Source organism: Streptomyces sp. NPDC033966 (genome assembly GCF_055575955.1).
Genome location: NZ_JBVIRQ010000010.1, coordinates 110800 through 125693, shown reverse-complemented (window position 1 = coordinate 125693; position 14894 = coordinate 110800). Strand labels below are relative to the sequence as shown.

Sequence of the window (14894 nt, the reverse complement as noted above, 5' to 3'; positions counted from 1 at the left end):
TGGTCTCCTGCGTTCAGCGGCGCGCGTCTGTCTGAACGAAGAGCACACCGAGGAATTGACCTTGGCTTTCGCCCGCGAACTTGAAGCTCAGGCTGCGGGCGCCACCGGACAGGGCGGGACTCAGATCGAACACGTCCGCGTCATATCCGAGATTATTCATATGTTCGGGCTGTCGCACGAACGAGGGATGTCCGAATTCCGTGATCGTGGAATTCATAACATCATTAAAAGGATTTTCTGCATCACTGACATTGACCCGTCGGCCACTGTCGGCGGTCACGGTGAGTGAGTCCCCGAGGGTCCCCCGGTCTCCGTCGTACGCGACCACCCCGGCCTTCCCGGAGGCGCCGGGCGCCACGTCGAGGCCGGCGACCTCCACCGTCTCCCCCGCGGCCTCGCCGGCGCCGGCGGCCAGCGACTCGAAGCCGTCCCACACCGAGACCCGGCGCACCGGCTCCTGCGGGTGCTCGTACGCGACGACCAGCGTCCAGCCGCCCCAGGCGCCCACCTGCGAGTGGCCCATGGCCACGTTGAGCTGGGCCACGGTCCACATCCCCGCCCCGCCCTTGCGCACCATCGGGGTGACGTCGGCCGAGGCCTGGTAGGCATCGCTGCCCTGGTCGGTGTGGTGCCCGATCACGGTGTCGGCCAGCACCGCCCTGTACGCGCCCCCGGGCTCGGCGACCAGCACCCGGCCGTTGTCCTCCGGCGGCTTCTGCTCCCCCACCCGGAGGTTCCCGCCCCAGTACAGGCGGGCGTACGAGACCTTCGCGCCCTGCGGGACCTTGAGCTCGGCCCGGGTGGAGTTGTAGGTGTCCGGGTCCTTGTCGACCTCGTCGTAGAACATCTCGAAGTCGCCGTTGACCCCCGCCGCGCCCTTCTTGACCTCGGCGCAGGGTTCGGCCTGCTCGTTCTCCTCGTGGCGGCAGCTGATGGCGGAGTTGGAGGCCCTGACCAGCCCGCCGTGCTGGACGGCCTGGTAGCGCTGGGTGAAGGGCACCCGGGGCATTTCGCGCGCCGCGGCGGGCACCGCGGCGCCCGCCGGGGGCACGTGTGCGGAAAGTGTGAGGCAGGACAGCAGACCGAGTGTGCCGAGGATTCTGCGGGAGGAACCCATGACCCTGTCTCCATTTTCGATCAAGGGGACAAAACAGGAGTGAACTTTGTCAGAAATCGGGCTGGAAATCACGTCGGACTCGCTCGTACGGCCTTTTGGGCGATAGCACGCACCCTCTACGTGGGCGGGTCGTTATGCCGGTGCACCATCGTTCAAACCGAAAGGAAATACGGAGATGAAGAAGAGGCTGATGCGCGGCAGCACCGTGGCGGTCGCGGGCGCGGCGATGCTGATGGGCGGCGCGGGCCTCGCCTCCGCGCACGGCGGCGCCTCGGCGGACGGGATCGCCGCCGGCTCCCCCGGCGTGCTGAGCGGCAACCTGGTCCAGGTCCCCGTCCACGTCCCGGTGAACGTCTGCGGCAACACCGTCAACGTGATCGCGCTGCTGAACCCCGCGTTCGGCAACACGTGCGTGAACGCCTGAACGTCAACCGCACCGCCCGAAACGGCGGCATCCGGGTGAAGCCACGCAACCCGAGCCGGGCCGAGGGCGTTGATCCGGATGCTCCAGCACCGGGCAATCCTGCAAAAAAGGGACGATAATGATCAAGAAGTTTGCGGCCGGCGCAGCGGTTGCCGCCACCACCGTGGGCCTCGGCGCCGCCATGGCCCCGCAGGCGATGGCCATCGGGAACGACAACGGCATCAACAGCGTCAACGGCAACAACTCGGCGCAGATCTACGGCAACCAGGCCACCTACGGCAACATGAGCCCGCAGATGGCGCTGATCCAGGGCTCCTTCAACAAGCCCTGCATCGCCCTCCCGGCCAAGGTCAACGCGCAGTCGATCCTCGCGCTCATCAACGTCGGCGTCCAGGACATCCCGGTCCTGTCCAGCCCGCAGAACCAGCAGTGCACCGAGAACTCCACCCAGGCCAAGGGTGACGAGGCCCTGTCGCACATCCTGGACAACATCCCGATCCTCTCCGGCAACGTCTCCGCCGGCAGCTGATCGCGCAGCACCCCGAGCGAGGCCGTCGCACCCCCCGGGTCGCGGCGGCCTCGCCGCATGCCGGGCCCGTGCAATTCCGGTCCCGTTCCGACACCCGTTCAAGCCGGTCCGAATTAACGAAACGGCCGCCCTCGGGCATCGGAGTGAATTGCGCAGAATCCCCGATGAATTCGCGGTTTCTTTTCCCGGACCCACTCGTTGATGTTTTTGCAGCGGATACACCTCTGCGGGAAGGATTGGAAAAAGAAATGAAGCACAAGAAGGCAGTGGTGCTGGCCGCCGGCGCGATGATGGCTGCCGGTGTCGCCTCCCCGGCCATGGCCGACGCGGGCGCCAGCGGGGTCGCCAAGGACTCCCCCGGTGTCCTCTCCGGCAACCTCGTGCAGGTTCCCGTGCACATCCCGGTGAACGTCTGCGGCAACACCGTCAACGTGATCGCGCTGCTGAACCCCACGTTCGGCAACACCTGCGTCAACGCCTGACGAAGCCCTCGGCCCGCGAGGGCGGGGCAGACCTCCTCGGGGTGGCCTCGGAGTGCACGGCGGTGCACTCCGGGGCCACCTTCGATCAGTACCGGCCCACGCGCCGGTGGACAGGGAAGGACCCATGCGACAGGTACTGAGCCGACAGGTACTGGGCAAGGGGGTGCTCACCGCTGCGGCCGCATCGAGCCTGCTGTCGATCGCGACCGGCGCGGCCTGCGCGTATCCAGGGGCGATGGCGGAGGCCTCGCATTCGCCGGGTGTGCTGTCCGGCAACAGCGTCTCGGTACCGATCACGGTCACACCGAACGTGTGCGGCAACAGCGTGGACGGGGGTGCTGCCCTCAACCCCGCGATGGGGAACACCTGCGTCAGCTCCACCGGATCCCACGCCGGCGACGACGGCGGCCGCGACTACGAGCGCTACCTGAGCCCCGAGCACCGCGCGGCCTTCGAGCGCTACCTCGACGAGCAGCAGGGCGGCCGGCACGCGCTGCCCCGCCAGCGCCACGAGGAGGAGCGCGGGTACGGGGAACCCCGCGCGCACGCCCCCAAGCACGCCGCACCGCGCCACGAGGCGCCCCGCCACGAGGCGCCCCGCCACGAACCCCCCGCCCCCCGGCACCACCAGGACGGCGGCGACGAGGGCGGCTACGGCGGGGGCGGCTCCGCCCAGGGCGCGGAGGAGTGCGACGACCACCCGCCGCAGCCCCCGCGCGCGGAGCACCCGGCACCCCACCCGGCACCCCCCGCCCCGGCACCGCAGCACCCGAAGCCCAAGCCCGAGCCGCGGCCCGCCCCCAAGCCGAAGCCCGGACCCGCGGCGGAGCATCCGGCCCCCGCCCCGACGCCGGCGCCGGCCCCCGCCCCGGTACCCGCCCCGCAGCCCGCGCCCCAGCCCGCCCCGGCCCCGGCTCCCCCGCCGCAGCCCCCGCAGGCCGAGACCCCGGCTCCGGTCCAGGAGGTCCCGCGGCCCGAGGAGCAGCCCCACACCCTCCCGGCGCCCGTCCCGCAGCCCGCCCCGGCCCCCGCCGCGGAGCTTCCGGCGCCGCGTCCGCCCCACGGCAGCCAGCCGCAGCGGCCCGAGCCCGCGCCGCACCCCGTCCCGGAGGTCGTCCGCCCGGCGGACCAGCCCCCGGCGGCCCCGGCGGGCGACCTTCCGGTGCACCTGCCCCCGGCTCCCGCTCCCGCTCCCGCTCCGGCCCCGGCTCCCGAAGCGGCACCGCCGGCCCCCGTCCCGGCTCCGGCCCGGGCGACCGCGCCCGAGCTGGCGGCCACCGGAGCCGGCGAGGTCTCGGCCATGGCGGCCCTCGCCTCGGCCCTGATCCTCGGCGGCGCGATTCTGTACCGCAGGTCCCGTATCGACTGACCGGGAATACCGGTAATCAGAAGAAATACCGGCCGGAGAATCCCATCGGATTCTCCGGCCGCTGCCGTGCGCCCGGCCCCGCGTTTCCGCAGCCGCCGGTAATCGTTACCCAGGTCGAAAGCGGCGCGACGGTCGCCGCTGGCACCTCTGTCCACGAATAGAAGAGGATTTTCGATAATGAAGCTCTCCAAGGCCGCCGCTGTCGTCGCCGGCTCCGTCGCCGCGCTCGGAGCGGCGGCCCCCGCCTTCGCGGCGGACGCGCCCGCCGTCCCCATGAGCCTGTCGGCCGGATGGAACACGGCGCTGAGCGCCGTCGAGCCGGTCGTCGCCTCGACCCCCGAGACCCTGGGCATGGCCCTCGCCGAGCAGGGCGACACCGTCAACAAGGTCGTCGGCACCGCCCAGGGCGTCAACAAGATCCGCAACAACGCCCCCGGCGAGGTGCTGGGCCTGGCGAACGGGGCGACCAAGGTCTCCCCGCTGCTCGGCGGCGTTCAGCTCAACGGCGGCCAGCACTGAGCAGCCCGGGAACGACTGTGGGCGCCCCCGGCGATGCCGGGGGCGCCCACAGTCGTGTGGTGCGGACCGATGTACGTCAGTCGTTGATGCAGACGTTGCCGAACGCGGGGTTCAGCGCGCCGATGATGTTCACGGAGTTGCCGCAGACGTTGACCGGGATGTGGACGGGGACCTGGACCAGGTTGCCCGAGAGGACACCGGGGGAGCCCACGGCCGCGCCCTCGGCCGCGGAGTCGGCGGAGGCGGCACCGGCGGCACCGGCGACGGCGAGACCAGCGGAGGCCAGGGCCACAGCGGCCTTCTTGGCAGCAGTGTTCATGGGAAGTGCACCTTCTCTTCGATGTCCTGCCCCGATCCGGGGCTCACAGGAAGCGAAACGGTCCAGCTTCCCCGACGACACGGCCTTGAGCCGAAGAAGACCCGAACCAGACCTGTTCAGCCCAATAGTCGTAACCATTGCCGCCGCTCGGCCTCCGCCGGGCCCCGTCTACCTGCGGATGGGAATGTCGGGGATGTCGGGCACATCCGGGATGTCGGGCAGCTCGGGGATCACCCCGGTGGCCGGCAGCGCGGGAGTGGCCGGCGCCGCCGGCACCGCCGGGACGGCCGGGACGGCCGGCACCGCCGGGAGCTCCGGGAGGTTGACCGGCGGGAGGGTCACCCCGGGCAGTTCCGGCAGTTTGATCTCCGGGAGCTTGATCTCAGGGAGCTTCGGCAGCTCGATCGGCGGCAGCTTCACTCCGCCCAGCAGACCCGAGAGGGAGCCCAGCAGGTCCCCCAGGGTCTTGCTCAGGCTCGCGAGGAGGTCATCGATCGGGCCGGCGGCGACCTGGTCGGGGGCGGCCTGCTTGGCCTCCTCGACCCGTTCGATCCGCTCCTGCACGACGGCCGCCCGCTCTTCGACGGCTGCTGCGGCGCCGCCGCCGTCGGCGGCCACCGCGGGGGCGGCCGCGCCGGACAGTATGACGACGGCGAGGGCCGACGGGACGAGGACGCGGAGGCGGGACGGCTTCGTGCGCATGGGGGCTTCCTTCGGGTGGTCGCGTAAACGGACGGGAACAATCCGTCTCCTCACCCACCGTGCGCACCCCTTCTACGGAGCGCAACACGATCTTGGCCGGAGGGGCCGGCCCCTGGGGGCTGCGTACGGGCTTCGCGCAGGCGTCCGCAGCAGCCTCACCCTCACCGGGGAAATCCCCGCCCCGGACGGGCCGTTCGAGTGAAGGAGCGGAACCAACCTCCCGGAGGGCCGGTTGATCAGGGCGCTCCACAAGCGGGCACTCGTGCGACAAAAGGATCAATGATGCTCAAGAAGATCATGGCCGCCGCCGCGGTCACCGCTGCCGCCGTCGGCGCGGGCGCCGCTCCGGCCATGGCCATCGGCAACGACAACGGGATCAACACGGTCAACGGCAACGGTGCCCAGCAGATCTACGGCAACCAGAAGACGACCGGCGACATGAGCCCCCAGCTCAGCCTGGTCCAGGGCTCCCTCAACAAGCCCTGCATCGGCCTGCCCGCGAAGGTCAACGCCCAGTCGATCCTCGCCGCGCTCAACATCGGCGTCCAGGACATCAACGTCCTGTCCAACCCGCAGAACCAGCAGTGCACCGAGAACTCCACCCAGGCCAAGGGCGACGAGCCGCTCTCCCACATCCTGAGCAACATCCCGATCCTCTCCGGCAACGGCTCCGTCGGCAGCTGACCTCCTCTGCTCGACCCCTTCCGGTCAGGGCCCACCGGTGCCCGTGGAGCGAAGTGACGAAGTGACGAAGTGAAGAGGGCCCCGGCGGCGACCAGCCGCCGGGGCCCTCTTCCGCGTACGCCCCCGTCCGCTCCGGTCAGCCCGTCCAGAAGTCCCACCAGCGGGTCAGGACCAGCATCCCGATCACCCCGGTGTGCAGGGCGGGCGGCGCCCAGGCGAAATCGGTGAACAGCCCCCGCAGCGGCCCGGGCACGGGCAGGTCGCCGGTGCGGACGTTGCGGGCGGTGACCGCCCAGAACATCAGCAGGGTCGCCACCCACGCCAGGCAGCACCACAGGCACAGGGCGTTGATCTCGTACAGCGACTGGACCATCAGCCAGGCGCAGAAGCCGGTACCGAAGAGCGTCCCGGCGTTCAGTCCCAGCCAGAACCAGCCCCGGTAGCGGGCGCCGGCCAGCAGGCCCGCGCCGACGCAGACGACGACGGCGTAACCGGCCAGCCCGAGCATCGGGTTGGGGAAGCCGAAGGCGGAGGCCTGCTCGCTCTGCATGACGCTGCCGCAGGACACCACGGGGTTCAGACTGCAGGCGGGCTTGAAGTCCGGGTCCTCCAGCAGGAGGAACTTGTCCAGGGTGATCACCCAGGAGGCGAGCAGCCCGGCCGCCCCGGTGACCACCAGCAGCCAGGCCAGCCCCCGGGAGGCGCCCGGTTCGCCCTCGGGGCGGATGCGGGGGCGGCCCTGCTGGCGGGGGACACCCACTGTGTTCGTTGCCATACCGCCCATGCTCCCGCGCAATGCGACGGACCGCCGCGAACCCGGGCCATCCGTACCCAACTTGACCTGAAGGTGTGGCGGGAACCCCTGATGCTTCCCGGACGTTTTACCGAATCCCGGACGTGATGTCAGCACCAGGGGCTACGTTGTGCTTCCGCGAAGTGACAAGCAGCGACGGCCTGGAGACCCACCTTGAGCGATCCGTACGAGACAACCGAGGCGCACCTCGAGCGACTCCTGGGCCGCGCCCTCAACTCCTTCGACCTGCCGGACAGGTTGGTCGAGCGCCTCGGCACGGCGCTCGCCCACAGCTCTTCGCTGTACACCACCCACCACAGCCCGTCGGCGGGGCTGTGGCGGGAGACCCACCGGCACACCTACCTGCTGCCCGACGGGGGCGCGGCCTCCCTGTGGGAGCTGGCCTACCGGCTCGGGGGCCACCGCAACACCCGGTACGAGGTGTTCGAGAGCAAGGCCGAACTGGGGCTGGCGGTGGCCCGGCTGTTCGGCGAGTCCCCCGCGGAGCCGGTGCTGTCCGAGGCGCACGGCCCGGGCGACGGGGACGGGAACGGGGACGGGGACGGGAGCGAGGGGCTGGAGGGCGATCTGGCGGTGCTGAGCGCACTGTTCGCGGCCCCGTCGCCGCAGCAGCGCCGCCGCGAGTACACGGTGGAGCAGTCCGCCGACCACGCCCGGCGGGTGCTGCGCCGCGCGGAGAACGCCGACCGGCCCGGTGAGGCGGTGGCGGTGCTGCTGCGCTCGGCGTACGCGCACCACATCACGCAGGCGTTCGGCGGCCGGCAGTGCCTGGCGGACGGGCGGGACGCCGGTTTCAGCCTGTACGAACACGCCTTCGTGCTGCTGGACGGGAGCGAGTTCAGCCTGTGGGAGGTCGAGCACACGGCGACTCCGGACGGGCGGCACATGTGCGAGGTCTACGACAGCGAGGCCGCCGCGCGCGGGGCGATGGAGCTGCGGGCCAAGGTCCGCTGACGCCGCCGCCGGCCGGCGGCCGCGGTGGCCGTCAGCCGGCGGCCGCCGGTCGCCGTCAGCCGGCGGACAGCGGGAGGTCCAGCGGCAGGTCCCGGGTGATGCGGACGGCCTCGGGGCGCAGGTCCGCCGGGCCGGGCATGACGCTGCCCGGCAGCTGTACGGCGGCCGCGCCGTGGGCGAGGGCCGAGGCGAGGGCGGCGGTGCCGGTGCCCCCGGCGGTCAGGAAGCCGGCGAGGGCGGCGTCGCCGGCTCCGACGTCGCTGCGGACCGCCGCGACCGGCGCCGTGCCGTGGTGGGCGCCGTCGGCGGTGACCAGGAGCTGCCCGTGTGCGCCGAGGGAGGCCAGTACCGCGCCGGCGCCGCGTCCGACCAGTTCCTCGGCGGCCTTGACGGCGTCGCCGAGGGTGGCCAGCGGGCGGCCCACGGCTTCGGCGAGCTCGGCGGCGTTCGGCTTGACGACGTCGGGGCGGGCGGGCAGGGCCGCCGCCAGGGCGGGGCCGGAGGTGTCCAGGGCGACGCGGGCGCCGGCTTCCCGGGCGCGGGTGACGAGTTCGGCGTACCAGCCGCGCTCCAGGCCGGGCGGCAGGCTGCCGCAGCAGGCGATCCAGTCGGCTCCGGCCGAGCCGCGGACGGTGTCGAGCAGGAGGTCCGACTCCTGGGCGGAGAGCTCCGGGCCCGCCGCGTTGATCTTCGTGAGGGTGCCGTCCGGTTCCACGACGGCGATGTTGGAGCGGGTCAGCCCGGCGATGGAGACGGCGGTGACGTCCACGCCCTCGGCGGTCAGCAGCTCCAGGAGCAGGGTGCCGGCGGAGCCGCCCAGCGGGAGGACCGCCGTGGTGGAGCCGCCCGCCGCCGCGACGGCCCGGGAGACGTTGACCCCCTTGCCGCCGGGGTCGACCCGCTCCCCCGCGGCCCGGAGCACCGCACCGCGATCCAGCGAGGGGACCTCGTAGGTCCGGTCGAGGGAGGGGTTGGGGGTGACCGTGAGGATCATGCGAGCCGCCTGTGGATTCGTGTCCGTTCAATACCGGATGCTGCCGCTTCTCCCCACCCTATGCAGAAAACCGGTGGAAAACAAAGAAAAACGGACATACCCGCTCAGTGGAGCGGGTATGTCCGCACTTCCCGGCCGGAGCCGGGGGCTGTCAGTGGGCGCCCTCGACGGCCCCCTCGCGCTCCGACATCGGGATCTGCCGACGCGGCAGCACGAACATCACCGCGAAGATCACGACGAGGACCGCCACGACCCACCACAAGGCGCCGCGGAAGGCCTCGGCGTACGGCACGCCGAAGATCCGGTCGTCCTCGATGGAGCCGAAGAAGACGACGGAGGTCAGCGCGAGGCCGAGCGCGTTGCCCATCTGGCCGGTGGTGTTGATCAGGCCGGACGCCGAGCCGGCGTGCTCGCGCGGCACCTGGGACAGGATGGTGTCGTTCAGCGGGGCGACGATCAGGCCCATGCCGATGCCCATCACGATCAGCGGGGCGGCCATCTGCCAGGAGGTGATGTCCATGCCGTAGCGCTCGGACTCCCAGATGTAGAGGAGCAGGCCCGCGGCCATGACCAGCGCACCGGCCTGGAGCACCTTGCGGCCGAAGCGCGGGACGAGCTTCTCGACCGAGATGCCGGCGGCGACGGAGACGGCGATGGAGAAGGGGATGCCGGTGCTGCCGGCGTGCAGCGGGGTCCAGCCGAGGCCCATCTGCATGTACAGCGTCCAGACCAGGAAGAAGATGCCGGTCGCCAGGCCGAAGGCCAGCTGGACCGTGATGCCGCCGGCGAAGCTCTTGATCCGGAAGAGGGAGAGCTCGACGAGCGGGGAGCCGTCCTTCTTGATCTTGTACTTCTCGTAGCCGATGAAGACGGCGAAGACGACCGGCGACGCGATCATGCAGATGAAGCCCCACAGCGGCCAGTCGTTCTCCCGGCCCTGGGTGAGCGGGTAGATCAGCATGACCAGCGCGAGCGTGGCGAGGACGACGCCGACGAGGTCCAGGCGCAGGGCCTTGGGGGCCTTGGACTCGGAGATGAACTTGCGGCCCATGATCACCGCGGCGATGCCGACGGGCAGGTTGATCAGGAAGATCGTGCGCCATTCGAGGCCGTAGAGGTCCCACTCGGTGAGCAGCGCGCCGAGCATCGGCCCCGAGACCGCGCCGAGTCCGACGATCGCGCCGAACATGCCGAAGACCTTGCCGCGTTCGTGCTGCGGGAAGGTGACGTGGATGATCGCGAGGACCTGCGGGACCATCAGGGCCGCCATGGCGCCCTGGAGGAGGCGGGAGGCGACGAGCATGGACGGGTCGGGCGCGATGCCGCAGAGCAGCGAGGCGATGGTGAAGCCGGCGACGCCGGCGAGGAAGAGGCGCTTGCGGCCGTAGATGTCACCGAGACGGCCGCCGGTGATCAGGCCGGCGGCGAAGGCGAGCGCGTAGCCGGCGGTGATCCACTGGATCGCGCTGGTCGAGGCGCCGAAGTCCTGGCGCATGCTGGGTATCGCGATGTTGACGATCGTGACGTCGACCAGGTCCATGAAGGACGCGGTCATCACGATGGCGAGCGCCAGCCAGCGGCGGCGGTCGGCCGGGGTGGCGGCGGGGTCGCCGGGGGCGTCTGGTGCGGGTGCCGCTTCGGCGGGTGCGTTCCGCTCTTCTCGTATGGGCCCGTTCTCTCTTTCGGGCGATGCCATGGACGTCTCGGTGCTCATGGAGAGAAACCTAGACGGGATCTAGGCCAGGACGTGTCCTATTTACCTGGCAATCTTGACCTATGAACACCACCCCCGCCCGGCTGCTCACCCTGCTGTCCCTGCTCCAGACCCCGCGCGAGTGGCCGGGCAGCGAGCTGGCGGACCGGCTGGGGGTGAGCCCGCGGACCATCCGGCGGGACATCGAACGGCTGCGGGAGCTGGGGTACCCGGTGGAGGCCACGCTGGGCACCGACGGCGGGTACCGGCTGGTGGCGGGGGCGGCGATGCCGCCGCTGCTGCTCGACGACGAGGAGGCCGTGGCGATCGCCGTGGGGCTGCGGGTGGGGGCCGGGCACGCCATCGAGGGGGTCGAGGAGGCCTCCGTACGCGCCCTGGCGAAGCTGGAGCAGGTGCTGCCGGCCCGGCTGCGGCACCGGGTGGGCGCCCTGCAGTCGGCGACGGTCGCGGTGACCCGGGGCGACGGGCCGAGCGTGGACCCGCGGACGCTGACGACGATGGCCGGGGCGGTGGCGGGGCCGGAGCGGCTGCGGTTCGCGTACCGGGCGCGGGACGGGGTGGACTCGCGCCGGCTGGTGGAGCCGTACCGGCTGGTGAGCACCGGGAGCCGCTGGTATCTCGTCGCCTACGACCTGGAGCGGGAGGACTGGCGCACCTTCCGGGTGGACCGGGTGAGCGAGCCCTTCGCGACGGGGGCCCGGTTCGTCCCGCGCACGCTGCCGATGGAGGCGGCCGAGTTCGTCCGGCGCGCGCTGCGGGGTGAGCGGACGTACCCGGTCGACGTGTCCTTCGCCGCGCCGCCGGAGGAGCTGCCGGCGTGGCTGCGCGAGGCGGCCGCCGCGGAGGCGGACGGGGCGCGGGTGCGCTTCGAGAGCGGGGACGCGCCGGAGTGGCTGGCGGCCCGGATCGCGCTGACGGGGCTGGAGTTCACGGTGCGCGGGCCGGAGTTCCTGGCGGAGGCGGCCGGGGCGCTGGGCGCGCGGCTGGCCCGGGCGGGGGTCTAGGCCGTCTCTTCCGGATCGGGCCGGCCGCGGGGGTGCCCAGGCCTGCCGGCCGGGGTGCCCGGGCAGGGGGAGCCCCGGCGCCGGGGGGGGGTGGCACCGGGGCTCGTTCGGGGGCGGGAGCGCGGGCGGCGGGCGGTGGCCGGTCAGGCCACCGCGTCGAAGCCGGTGTCGCGGGCCATGCGCTTGAGCTCCAGCAGGGCGTGCTTCTCGATCTGGCGGATCCGCTCGCGGGTCAGGCCGTGCTGCTTGCCGACCTCGGTCAGGGTCCGCTCGCGGCCGTCCTCGATGCCGTAGCGCATCTTGATGATGGAGGCCGTGCGCTGGTCGAGCTTGCCGAGGAGGTCCTCCAGCTCCTCGCTGCGCAGCAGGGAGAGCACGGACTGCTCGGGCGAGATCGCGGAGGTGTCCTCCAGCAGGTCGCCGAACTGGGTGTCGCCCTCGTCGTCGACCGACATGTTGAGGCTGACCGGGTCGCGCGCCCAGTCCAGGACGTCGCCCACGCGCTTCTCGGTGGAGTCGAGCTCGGCGGCGATCTCGGCGTGCTCGGGGTCGCGGCCGTGCTCCCGGTTGAACTCGCGCTGGATCCGGCGGATCCGGCCGAGCTCCTCCACGAGGTGGACGGGGAGGCGGATGGTGCGGGACTGGTCCGCGATGGAACGGGTGATGGCCTGGCGGATCCACCACGTGGCGTACGTGGAGAACTTGAAGCCCTTGGCGTAGTCGAACTTCTCGACGGCGCGGACCAGGCCGGCGTTGCCCTCCTGGATGAGGTCGAGCAGGGGCAGGCCGCTGCGCGGGTAGCGGCGGGCGACGGCCACGACCAGGCGGAGGTTGGACCGGATGAAGACTTCCTTGGCGCGCTCGCCTTCGGCGGCCAGGGCTTCCAGTTCCTCGCGGGCGGGCATCTCCCCGTCGCGCTCCATCTCGCCGTCGAGGAGCTGCCGGGCGTACACGCCCGCCTCGATGATCTGCGAGAGCTCCACTTCCCTGGCGGCGTCGAGCAGCGGGGTGCGCGCGATCTCGTCGAGGTACATGCCGACCAGGTCACGGTCGACGATCTCCCCGCCCGCAGCGCGGGCGCTGCTCGTGGACTGACGACGGGCGACGGCGCGGGTTGCCATGCGTGCTCCCTTGCGATGCGATGAATCGGTCGCGGTGCGTCCTCGGACACTCTTCCGAGTGCCCGCTTCCGAAAGGAAACAACGACTGGAATCGGGACAGAATTCCCACGCCGGTCTCCCTTTTCCGAGATCTTGCAGTATCCTGCCCCGCCACCCCCCGGAACCGAGGGTGGAGGCCTCCTGCGAGAACCCGGGAACGCGCAGGTCAGACAGGTCCTGGCGGCCGGTCCGGAGGTGCTCCCGGAGCCGTACGGCGACGGCGCCGGTGAGACCGCCGTCACATCCGGCACCCCCCGGTTCGAGCCCGGGGCGGCGCCGCCCGCGGGCGCGCTCCCACCCTGAAGACGGGCCGCACCGGCTCCTGGTTGCCTGGACCGGCGATCGAACCGCTGGAAGCGCGACAAACGGCACATATCACCTCGAAGAGGCGCCCACACCTCACCCGCACCCCCCATGACGGCCGGGCCGTGGACGCGCGTGCGTCGGACGTGCGTCCGTCCGGGTGATTCGGCCCTCGTCCGGGTGAAGCGCGGGCATATTCCGTCGGCATGCCACATTCCGGCCGTAGCGTGCCGGGAGTGATCGCACACATCCCGCGGCCGTCCCGCACCGCGGCGCCGACGAGCGCCGGTCCCGACCCAGACCCCGAGCTCGACAAGGCCCTCTGGCGGGCCTGGCAGGCCATCGACCCGCCCGAGACCTTCCGCGTCGAGATCGTGGAGGGGCTGATCGAGATGTGGCGGGTGGGGCGGCCGTTCACGCACGCGCTCACCGCGAACCGGCTGCGGTCCGGCCTGGCCGCCCACCTGGAGGGGGGCCCGTACGCCCCCTACATGGCGATGTACGTGGTCGGCGGCTACCAGGCCTGGGCGCCGGACGTGCTCCTCGCGCCGGACGACCTCACCGGGCACGCCGCCCGGGGGGAGCTCGGGATCAAGGCGTCGAGCGTGCCACTGGTCGCCGAGGTCGTCGCCCCGGGACCGCAGGACGTCGCACGGGACCGGGTCCGCAAGCGCCGCGCGTACGCCCGGGCCGGGATCCCGGTGTACGTGATCGTCGACGACTACGACGGCCACGGCACGGTCAGCGTGCTGACCGGCCCCGTGCCCGACGAGGCGCGGTACGCCTGCGAGGTGCGGGCGCCGTACGGGACCGGAGTGGCCGTGCCCGAGGGGCCGGCCCGGGGCTTCGTGATCGGCGAGCCGATCACCGGGCCGGCCCGCGTCCCCTAAGCCGCGGGAAGGCCCGCGCCGAACTGGACGGAGCGCTTCGACAGGCCCATCCAGAAGCCGTCCACCGGGGTGTGCTGGGCGGCGAGGTCGGGTCCGGCCGCCCCGAGGGTGACGAAGAGCGGGGCGAAGTGTTCCGTGCGGGGGTGGGCCAGGCGGCCCGCCGGGGACTTGGCCTCGAAGTCGAGCAGGGCGTCGACGTCCTGCGCGGCCAGCGCCTCGCGGCCCCAGTCGTCGAACTCGGCCGACCAGCCGGGCACTCTCCCCCGGCTACCGCTGGGGGTACCCCCAGGCCCGGTGTGGCGCAGCGCGGCCAGGTTGTGGGTGAAGAAGCCGCTGCCGACGATCAGGACGCCCTCGTCGCGCAGCGGGGCGAGCTTGCGGCCGATGTCCATCAGCCGGGCCGGGTCCAGCGTGGGCAGGGAGATCTGGAGGACCGGTATGTCGGCCTCCGGGTACATCTCGACGAGCGGGACGTACGCGCCGTGGTCCAGGCCGCGGTCCGGGACGTCCTGGACCGGGGTGCCGGGCGCCTTCAGCAGGGCGCGGACCGAGGCGGCGAGTTCCGGGGCGCCCGGGGCGTCGTAACGCACCCGGTAGTAGTGCTCGGGGAAGCCCCAGAAGTCGTGGACGAGCGGGACGGGCTCGACGGCGCCGAGCGCCAGCGGGGCTTCCTCCCAGTGGGCGGAGACCATCAGGATCGAGCGCGGCCTGGGCAGTCCCGCGGACCAGGCGGCGAGCTCGGCCGGCCAGAGCGCGTCGTCGGCGAGCGGCGGGGCCCCGTGGCTGAGGTACAGCGCCGGCATGCGGGGGGTCTCGGTGGTCACGGGAGCGCTCCTCGGTCGTCGGTGCGGGGTGCCGGGAAAAGACCGGCCCCGCCTCGTTCAAATTTGAACGAGGCGGGGTCCCCAGTCATTCC

The 14894-nt window shown here is 72.0% G+C and carries 17 protein-coding genes; 9 read left to right on the top strand and 8 right to left on the bottom strand.

Annotated features, from left to right (window positions below):
- Positions 1–13: 13 nt before the first annotated feature.
- Complete coding sequence (locus ACZ518_RS26930; protein WP_469115578.1) at positions 14–1189, bottom strand: DUF3344 domain-containing protein; 1176 nt, start codon at positions 1187–1189, stop codon at positions 14–16.
- A 103-nt stretch (positions 1190–1292) separates the two neighbouring features.
- Between ACZ518_RS26930 and ACZ518_RS26925 the strand changes: the two genes are divergently transcribed.
- From ACZ518_RS26925 to ACZ518_RS26905, 5 genes are all read left to right on the top strand, one after another.
- The gene (locus ACZ518_RS26925) at positions 1293–1541 is read left to right on the top strand and encodes a chaplin (protein ID WP_469115577.1); all 249 of its coding nucleotides are present in this window, start codon (positions 1293–1295) and stop codon (positions 1539–1541) included.
- Positions 1542–1659: 118 nt separating this feature from the next.
- Entirely contained in the window at positions 1660–2070 is a 411-nt protein-coding gene (locus ACZ518_RS26920) for a rodlin (protein ID WP_469115576.1), read from the top strand.
- Between the two features lie 248 nt (positions 2071–2318).
- Positions 2319–2552 (top strand): chaplin, encoded by a 234-nt coding sequence (locus ACZ518_RS26915; protein ID WP_469115575.1) that lies wholly within the window; start codon positions 2319–2321, stop codon positions 2550–2552.
- A 124-nt stretch (positions 2553–2676) separates the two neighbouring features.
- Complete coding sequence (locus ACZ518_RS26910) at positions 2677–3921, top strand: chaplin (RefSeq protein ID WP_469115574.1); 1245 nt, start codon at positions 2677–2679, stop codon at positions 3919–3921.
- Between the two features lie 177 nt (positions 3922–4098).
- The gene (locus tag ACZ518_RS26905) at positions 4099–4440 is read left to right on the top strand and encodes a hypothetical protein (protein WP_469115573.1); all 342 of its coding nucleotides are present in this window, start codon (positions 4099–4101) and stop codon (positions 4438–4440) included.
- Positions 4441–4516: 76 nt separating this feature from the next.
- Here the strand turns inward: ACZ518_RS26905 and ACZ518_RS26900 are convergent, their stop codons facing one another.
- Together ACZ518_RS26900 and ACZ518_RS26895 are read right to left on the bottom strand one after the other, a co-directional pair.
- Positions 4517–4759, bottom strand: coding sequence for a chaplin (locus ACZ518_RS26900; RefSeq protein WP_469115572.1), 243 nt, complete (start codon positions 4757–4759; stop codon positions 4517–4519).
- Positions 4760–4927: 168 nt separating this feature from the next.
- Positions 4928–5461, bottom strand: a complete 534-nt coding sequence (locus ACZ518_RS26895) for a hypothetical protein (protein WP_469115571.1) — start codon at positions 5459–5461, stop codon at positions 4928–4930.
- 282 nt (positions 5462–5743) lie between these two features.
- On the opposite strand from ACZ518_RS26895, the gene ACZ518_RS26890 reads away from it, so the two are divergent.
- On the top strand, positions 5744–6145 hold the full coding sequence (locus tag ACZ518_RS26890; protein WP_469115570.1) for a rodlin: 402 nt from the start codon (positions 5744–5746) through the stop codon (positions 6143–6145).
- A gap of 136 nt (positions 6146–6281) precedes the next feature.
- Here ACZ518_RS26890 and ACZ518_RS26885 read toward each other — a convergent pair whose 3' ends face one another.
- Positions 6282–6920 (bottom strand): vitamin K epoxide reductase family protein, encoded by a 639-nt coding sequence (locus tag ACZ518_RS26885; protein ID WP_469115569.1) that lies wholly within the window; start codon positions 6918–6920, stop codon positions 6282–6284.
- Positions 6921–7112: 192 nt separating this feature from the next.
- On the opposite strand from ACZ518_RS26885, the gene ACZ518_RS26880 reads away from it, so the two are divergent.
- Entirely contained in the window at positions 7113–7913 is an 801-nt protein-coding gene (locus ACZ518_RS26880) for a DUF6227 family protein (protein WP_469115568.1), read from the top strand.
- 55 nt (positions 7914–7968) lie between these two features.
- Here ACZ518_RS26880 and pfkB read toward each other — a convergent pair whose 3' ends face one another.
- Both pfkB and ACZ518_RS26870 read right to left on the bottom strand, forming a co-directional pair.
- Positions 7969–8907 carry a 1-phosphofructokinase gene (pfkB, locus tag ACZ518_RS26875; RefSeq protein ID WP_469115567.1) on the bottom strand — a complete coding sequence of 313 codons (939 nt, stop codon included), beginning with the start codon at positions 8905–8907 and terminating at the stop codon, positions 7969–7971.
- Positions 8908–9058: 151 nt separating this feature from the next.
- Positions 9059–10621: an MFS transporter gene (locus ACZ518_RS26870; RefSeq protein WP_469115566.1), complete on the bottom strand. Its 1563-nt coding sequence runs from the start codon at positions 10619–10621 to the stop codon at positions 9059–9061.
- Between the two features lie 62 nt (positions 10622–10683).
- Here ACZ518_RS26870 and ACZ518_RS26865 point away from each other — a divergent pair, with 62 nt between their 5' ends.
- A complete protein-coding gene (locus tag ACZ518_RS26865; protein WP_469115565.1) occupies positions 10684–11625 on the top strand; it encodes a helix-turn-helix transcriptional regulator in 942 nt (313 codons plus the stop codon).
- Positions 11626–11768: 143 nt separating this feature from the next.
- Here the strand turns inward: ACZ518_RS26865 and ACZ518_RS26860 are convergent, their stop codons facing one another.
- The gene (locus ACZ518_RS26860; protein ID WP_469115564.1) at positions 11769–12746 is read right to left on the bottom strand and encodes a sigma-70 family RNA polymerase sigma factor; all 978 of its coding nucleotides are present in this window, start codon (positions 12744–12746) and stop codon (positions 11769–11771) included.
- Between the two features lie 578 nt (positions 12747–13324).
- Here ACZ518_RS26860 and ACZ518_RS26855 point away from each other — a divergent pair.
- Positions 13325–13978 (top strand): Uma2 family endonuclease, encoded by a 654-nt coding sequence (locus ACZ518_RS26855; protein ID WP_469115563.1) that lies wholly within the window; start codon positions 13325–13327, stop codon positions 13976–13978.
- Here the strand turns inward: ACZ518_RS26855 and ACZ518_RS26850 are convergent.
- Positions 13975–14781, bottom strand: a complete 807-nt coding sequence (locus tag ACZ518_RS26850) for a dioxygenase family protein (RefSeq protein ID WP_469115748.1) — start codon at positions 14779–14781, stop codon at positions 13975–13977. The two genes, ACZ518_RS26855 and ACZ518_RS26850, sit on opposite strands and share 4 nt — an antisense overlap.
- Positions 14782–14894 lie beyond the last annotated feature (113 nt).

Bases quoted from the DNA above. Each gene is read 5' to 3' on its own strand.
- ACZ518_RS26870 (WP_469115566.1), bottom strand. From the start codon at position 10,621: ATGAGCACCGAGACGTCCATGGCATCGCCCGAAAGAGAGAACGGGCCC.
- ACZ518_RS26860 (WP_469115564.1), bottom strand. From the start codon at position 12,746: ATGGCAACCCGCGCCGTCGCCCGTCGTCAGTCCACGAGCAGCGCCCGC.
- ACZ518_RS26895 (WP_469115571.1), bottom strand. From the start codon at position 5,461: ATGCGCACGAAGCCGTCCCGCCTCCGCGTCCTCGTCCCGTCGGCCCTC.
- ACZ518_RS26885 (WP_469115569.1), bottom strand. From the start codon at position 6,920: ATGGCAACGAACACAGTGGGTGTCCCCCGCCAGCAGGGCCGCCCCCGC.
- ACZ518_RS26925 (WP_469115577.1), top strand. From the start codon at position 1,293: ATGAAGAAGAGGCTGATGCGCGGCAGCACCGTGGCGGTCGCGGGCGCG.
- ACZ518_RS26900 (WP_469115572.1), bottom strand. From the start codon at position 4,759: ATGAACACTGCTGCCAAGAAGGCCGCTGTGGCCCTGGCCTCCGCTGGT.
- ACZ518_RS26905 (WP_469115573.1), top strand. From the start codon at position 4,099: ATGAAGCTCTCCAAGGCCGCCGCTGTCGTCGCCGGCTCCGTCGCCGCG.
- ACZ518_RS26915 (WP_469115575.1), top strand. From the start codon at position 2,319: ATGAAGCACAAGAAGGCAGTGGTGCTGGCCGCCGGCGCGATGATGGCT.
- ACZ518_RS26865 (WP_469115565.1), top strand. From the start codon at position 10,684: ATGAACACCACCCCCGCCCGGCTGCTCACCCTGCTGTCCCTGCTCCAG.
- ACZ518_RS26920 (WP_469115576.1), top strand. From the start codon at position 1,660: ATGATCAAGAAGTTTGCGGCCGGCGCAGCGGTTGCCGCCACCACCGTG.
- ACZ518_RS26910 (WP_469115574.1), top strand. From the start codon at position 2,677: ATGCGACAGGTACTGAGCCGACAGGTACTGGGCAAGGGGGTGCTCACC.
- ACZ518_RS26850 (WP_469115748.1), bottom strand. From the start codon at position 14,781: ATGCCGGCGCTGTACCTCAGCCACGGGGCCCCGCCGCTCGCCGACGAC.
- ACZ518_RS26890 (WP_469115570.1), top strand. From the start codon at position 5,744: ATGCTCAAGAAGATCATGGCCGCCGCCGCGGTCACCGCTGCCGCCGTC.
- pfkB (WP_469115567.1), bottom strand. From the start codon at position 8,907: ATGATCCTCACGGTCACCCCCAACCCCTCCCTCGACCGGACCTACGAG.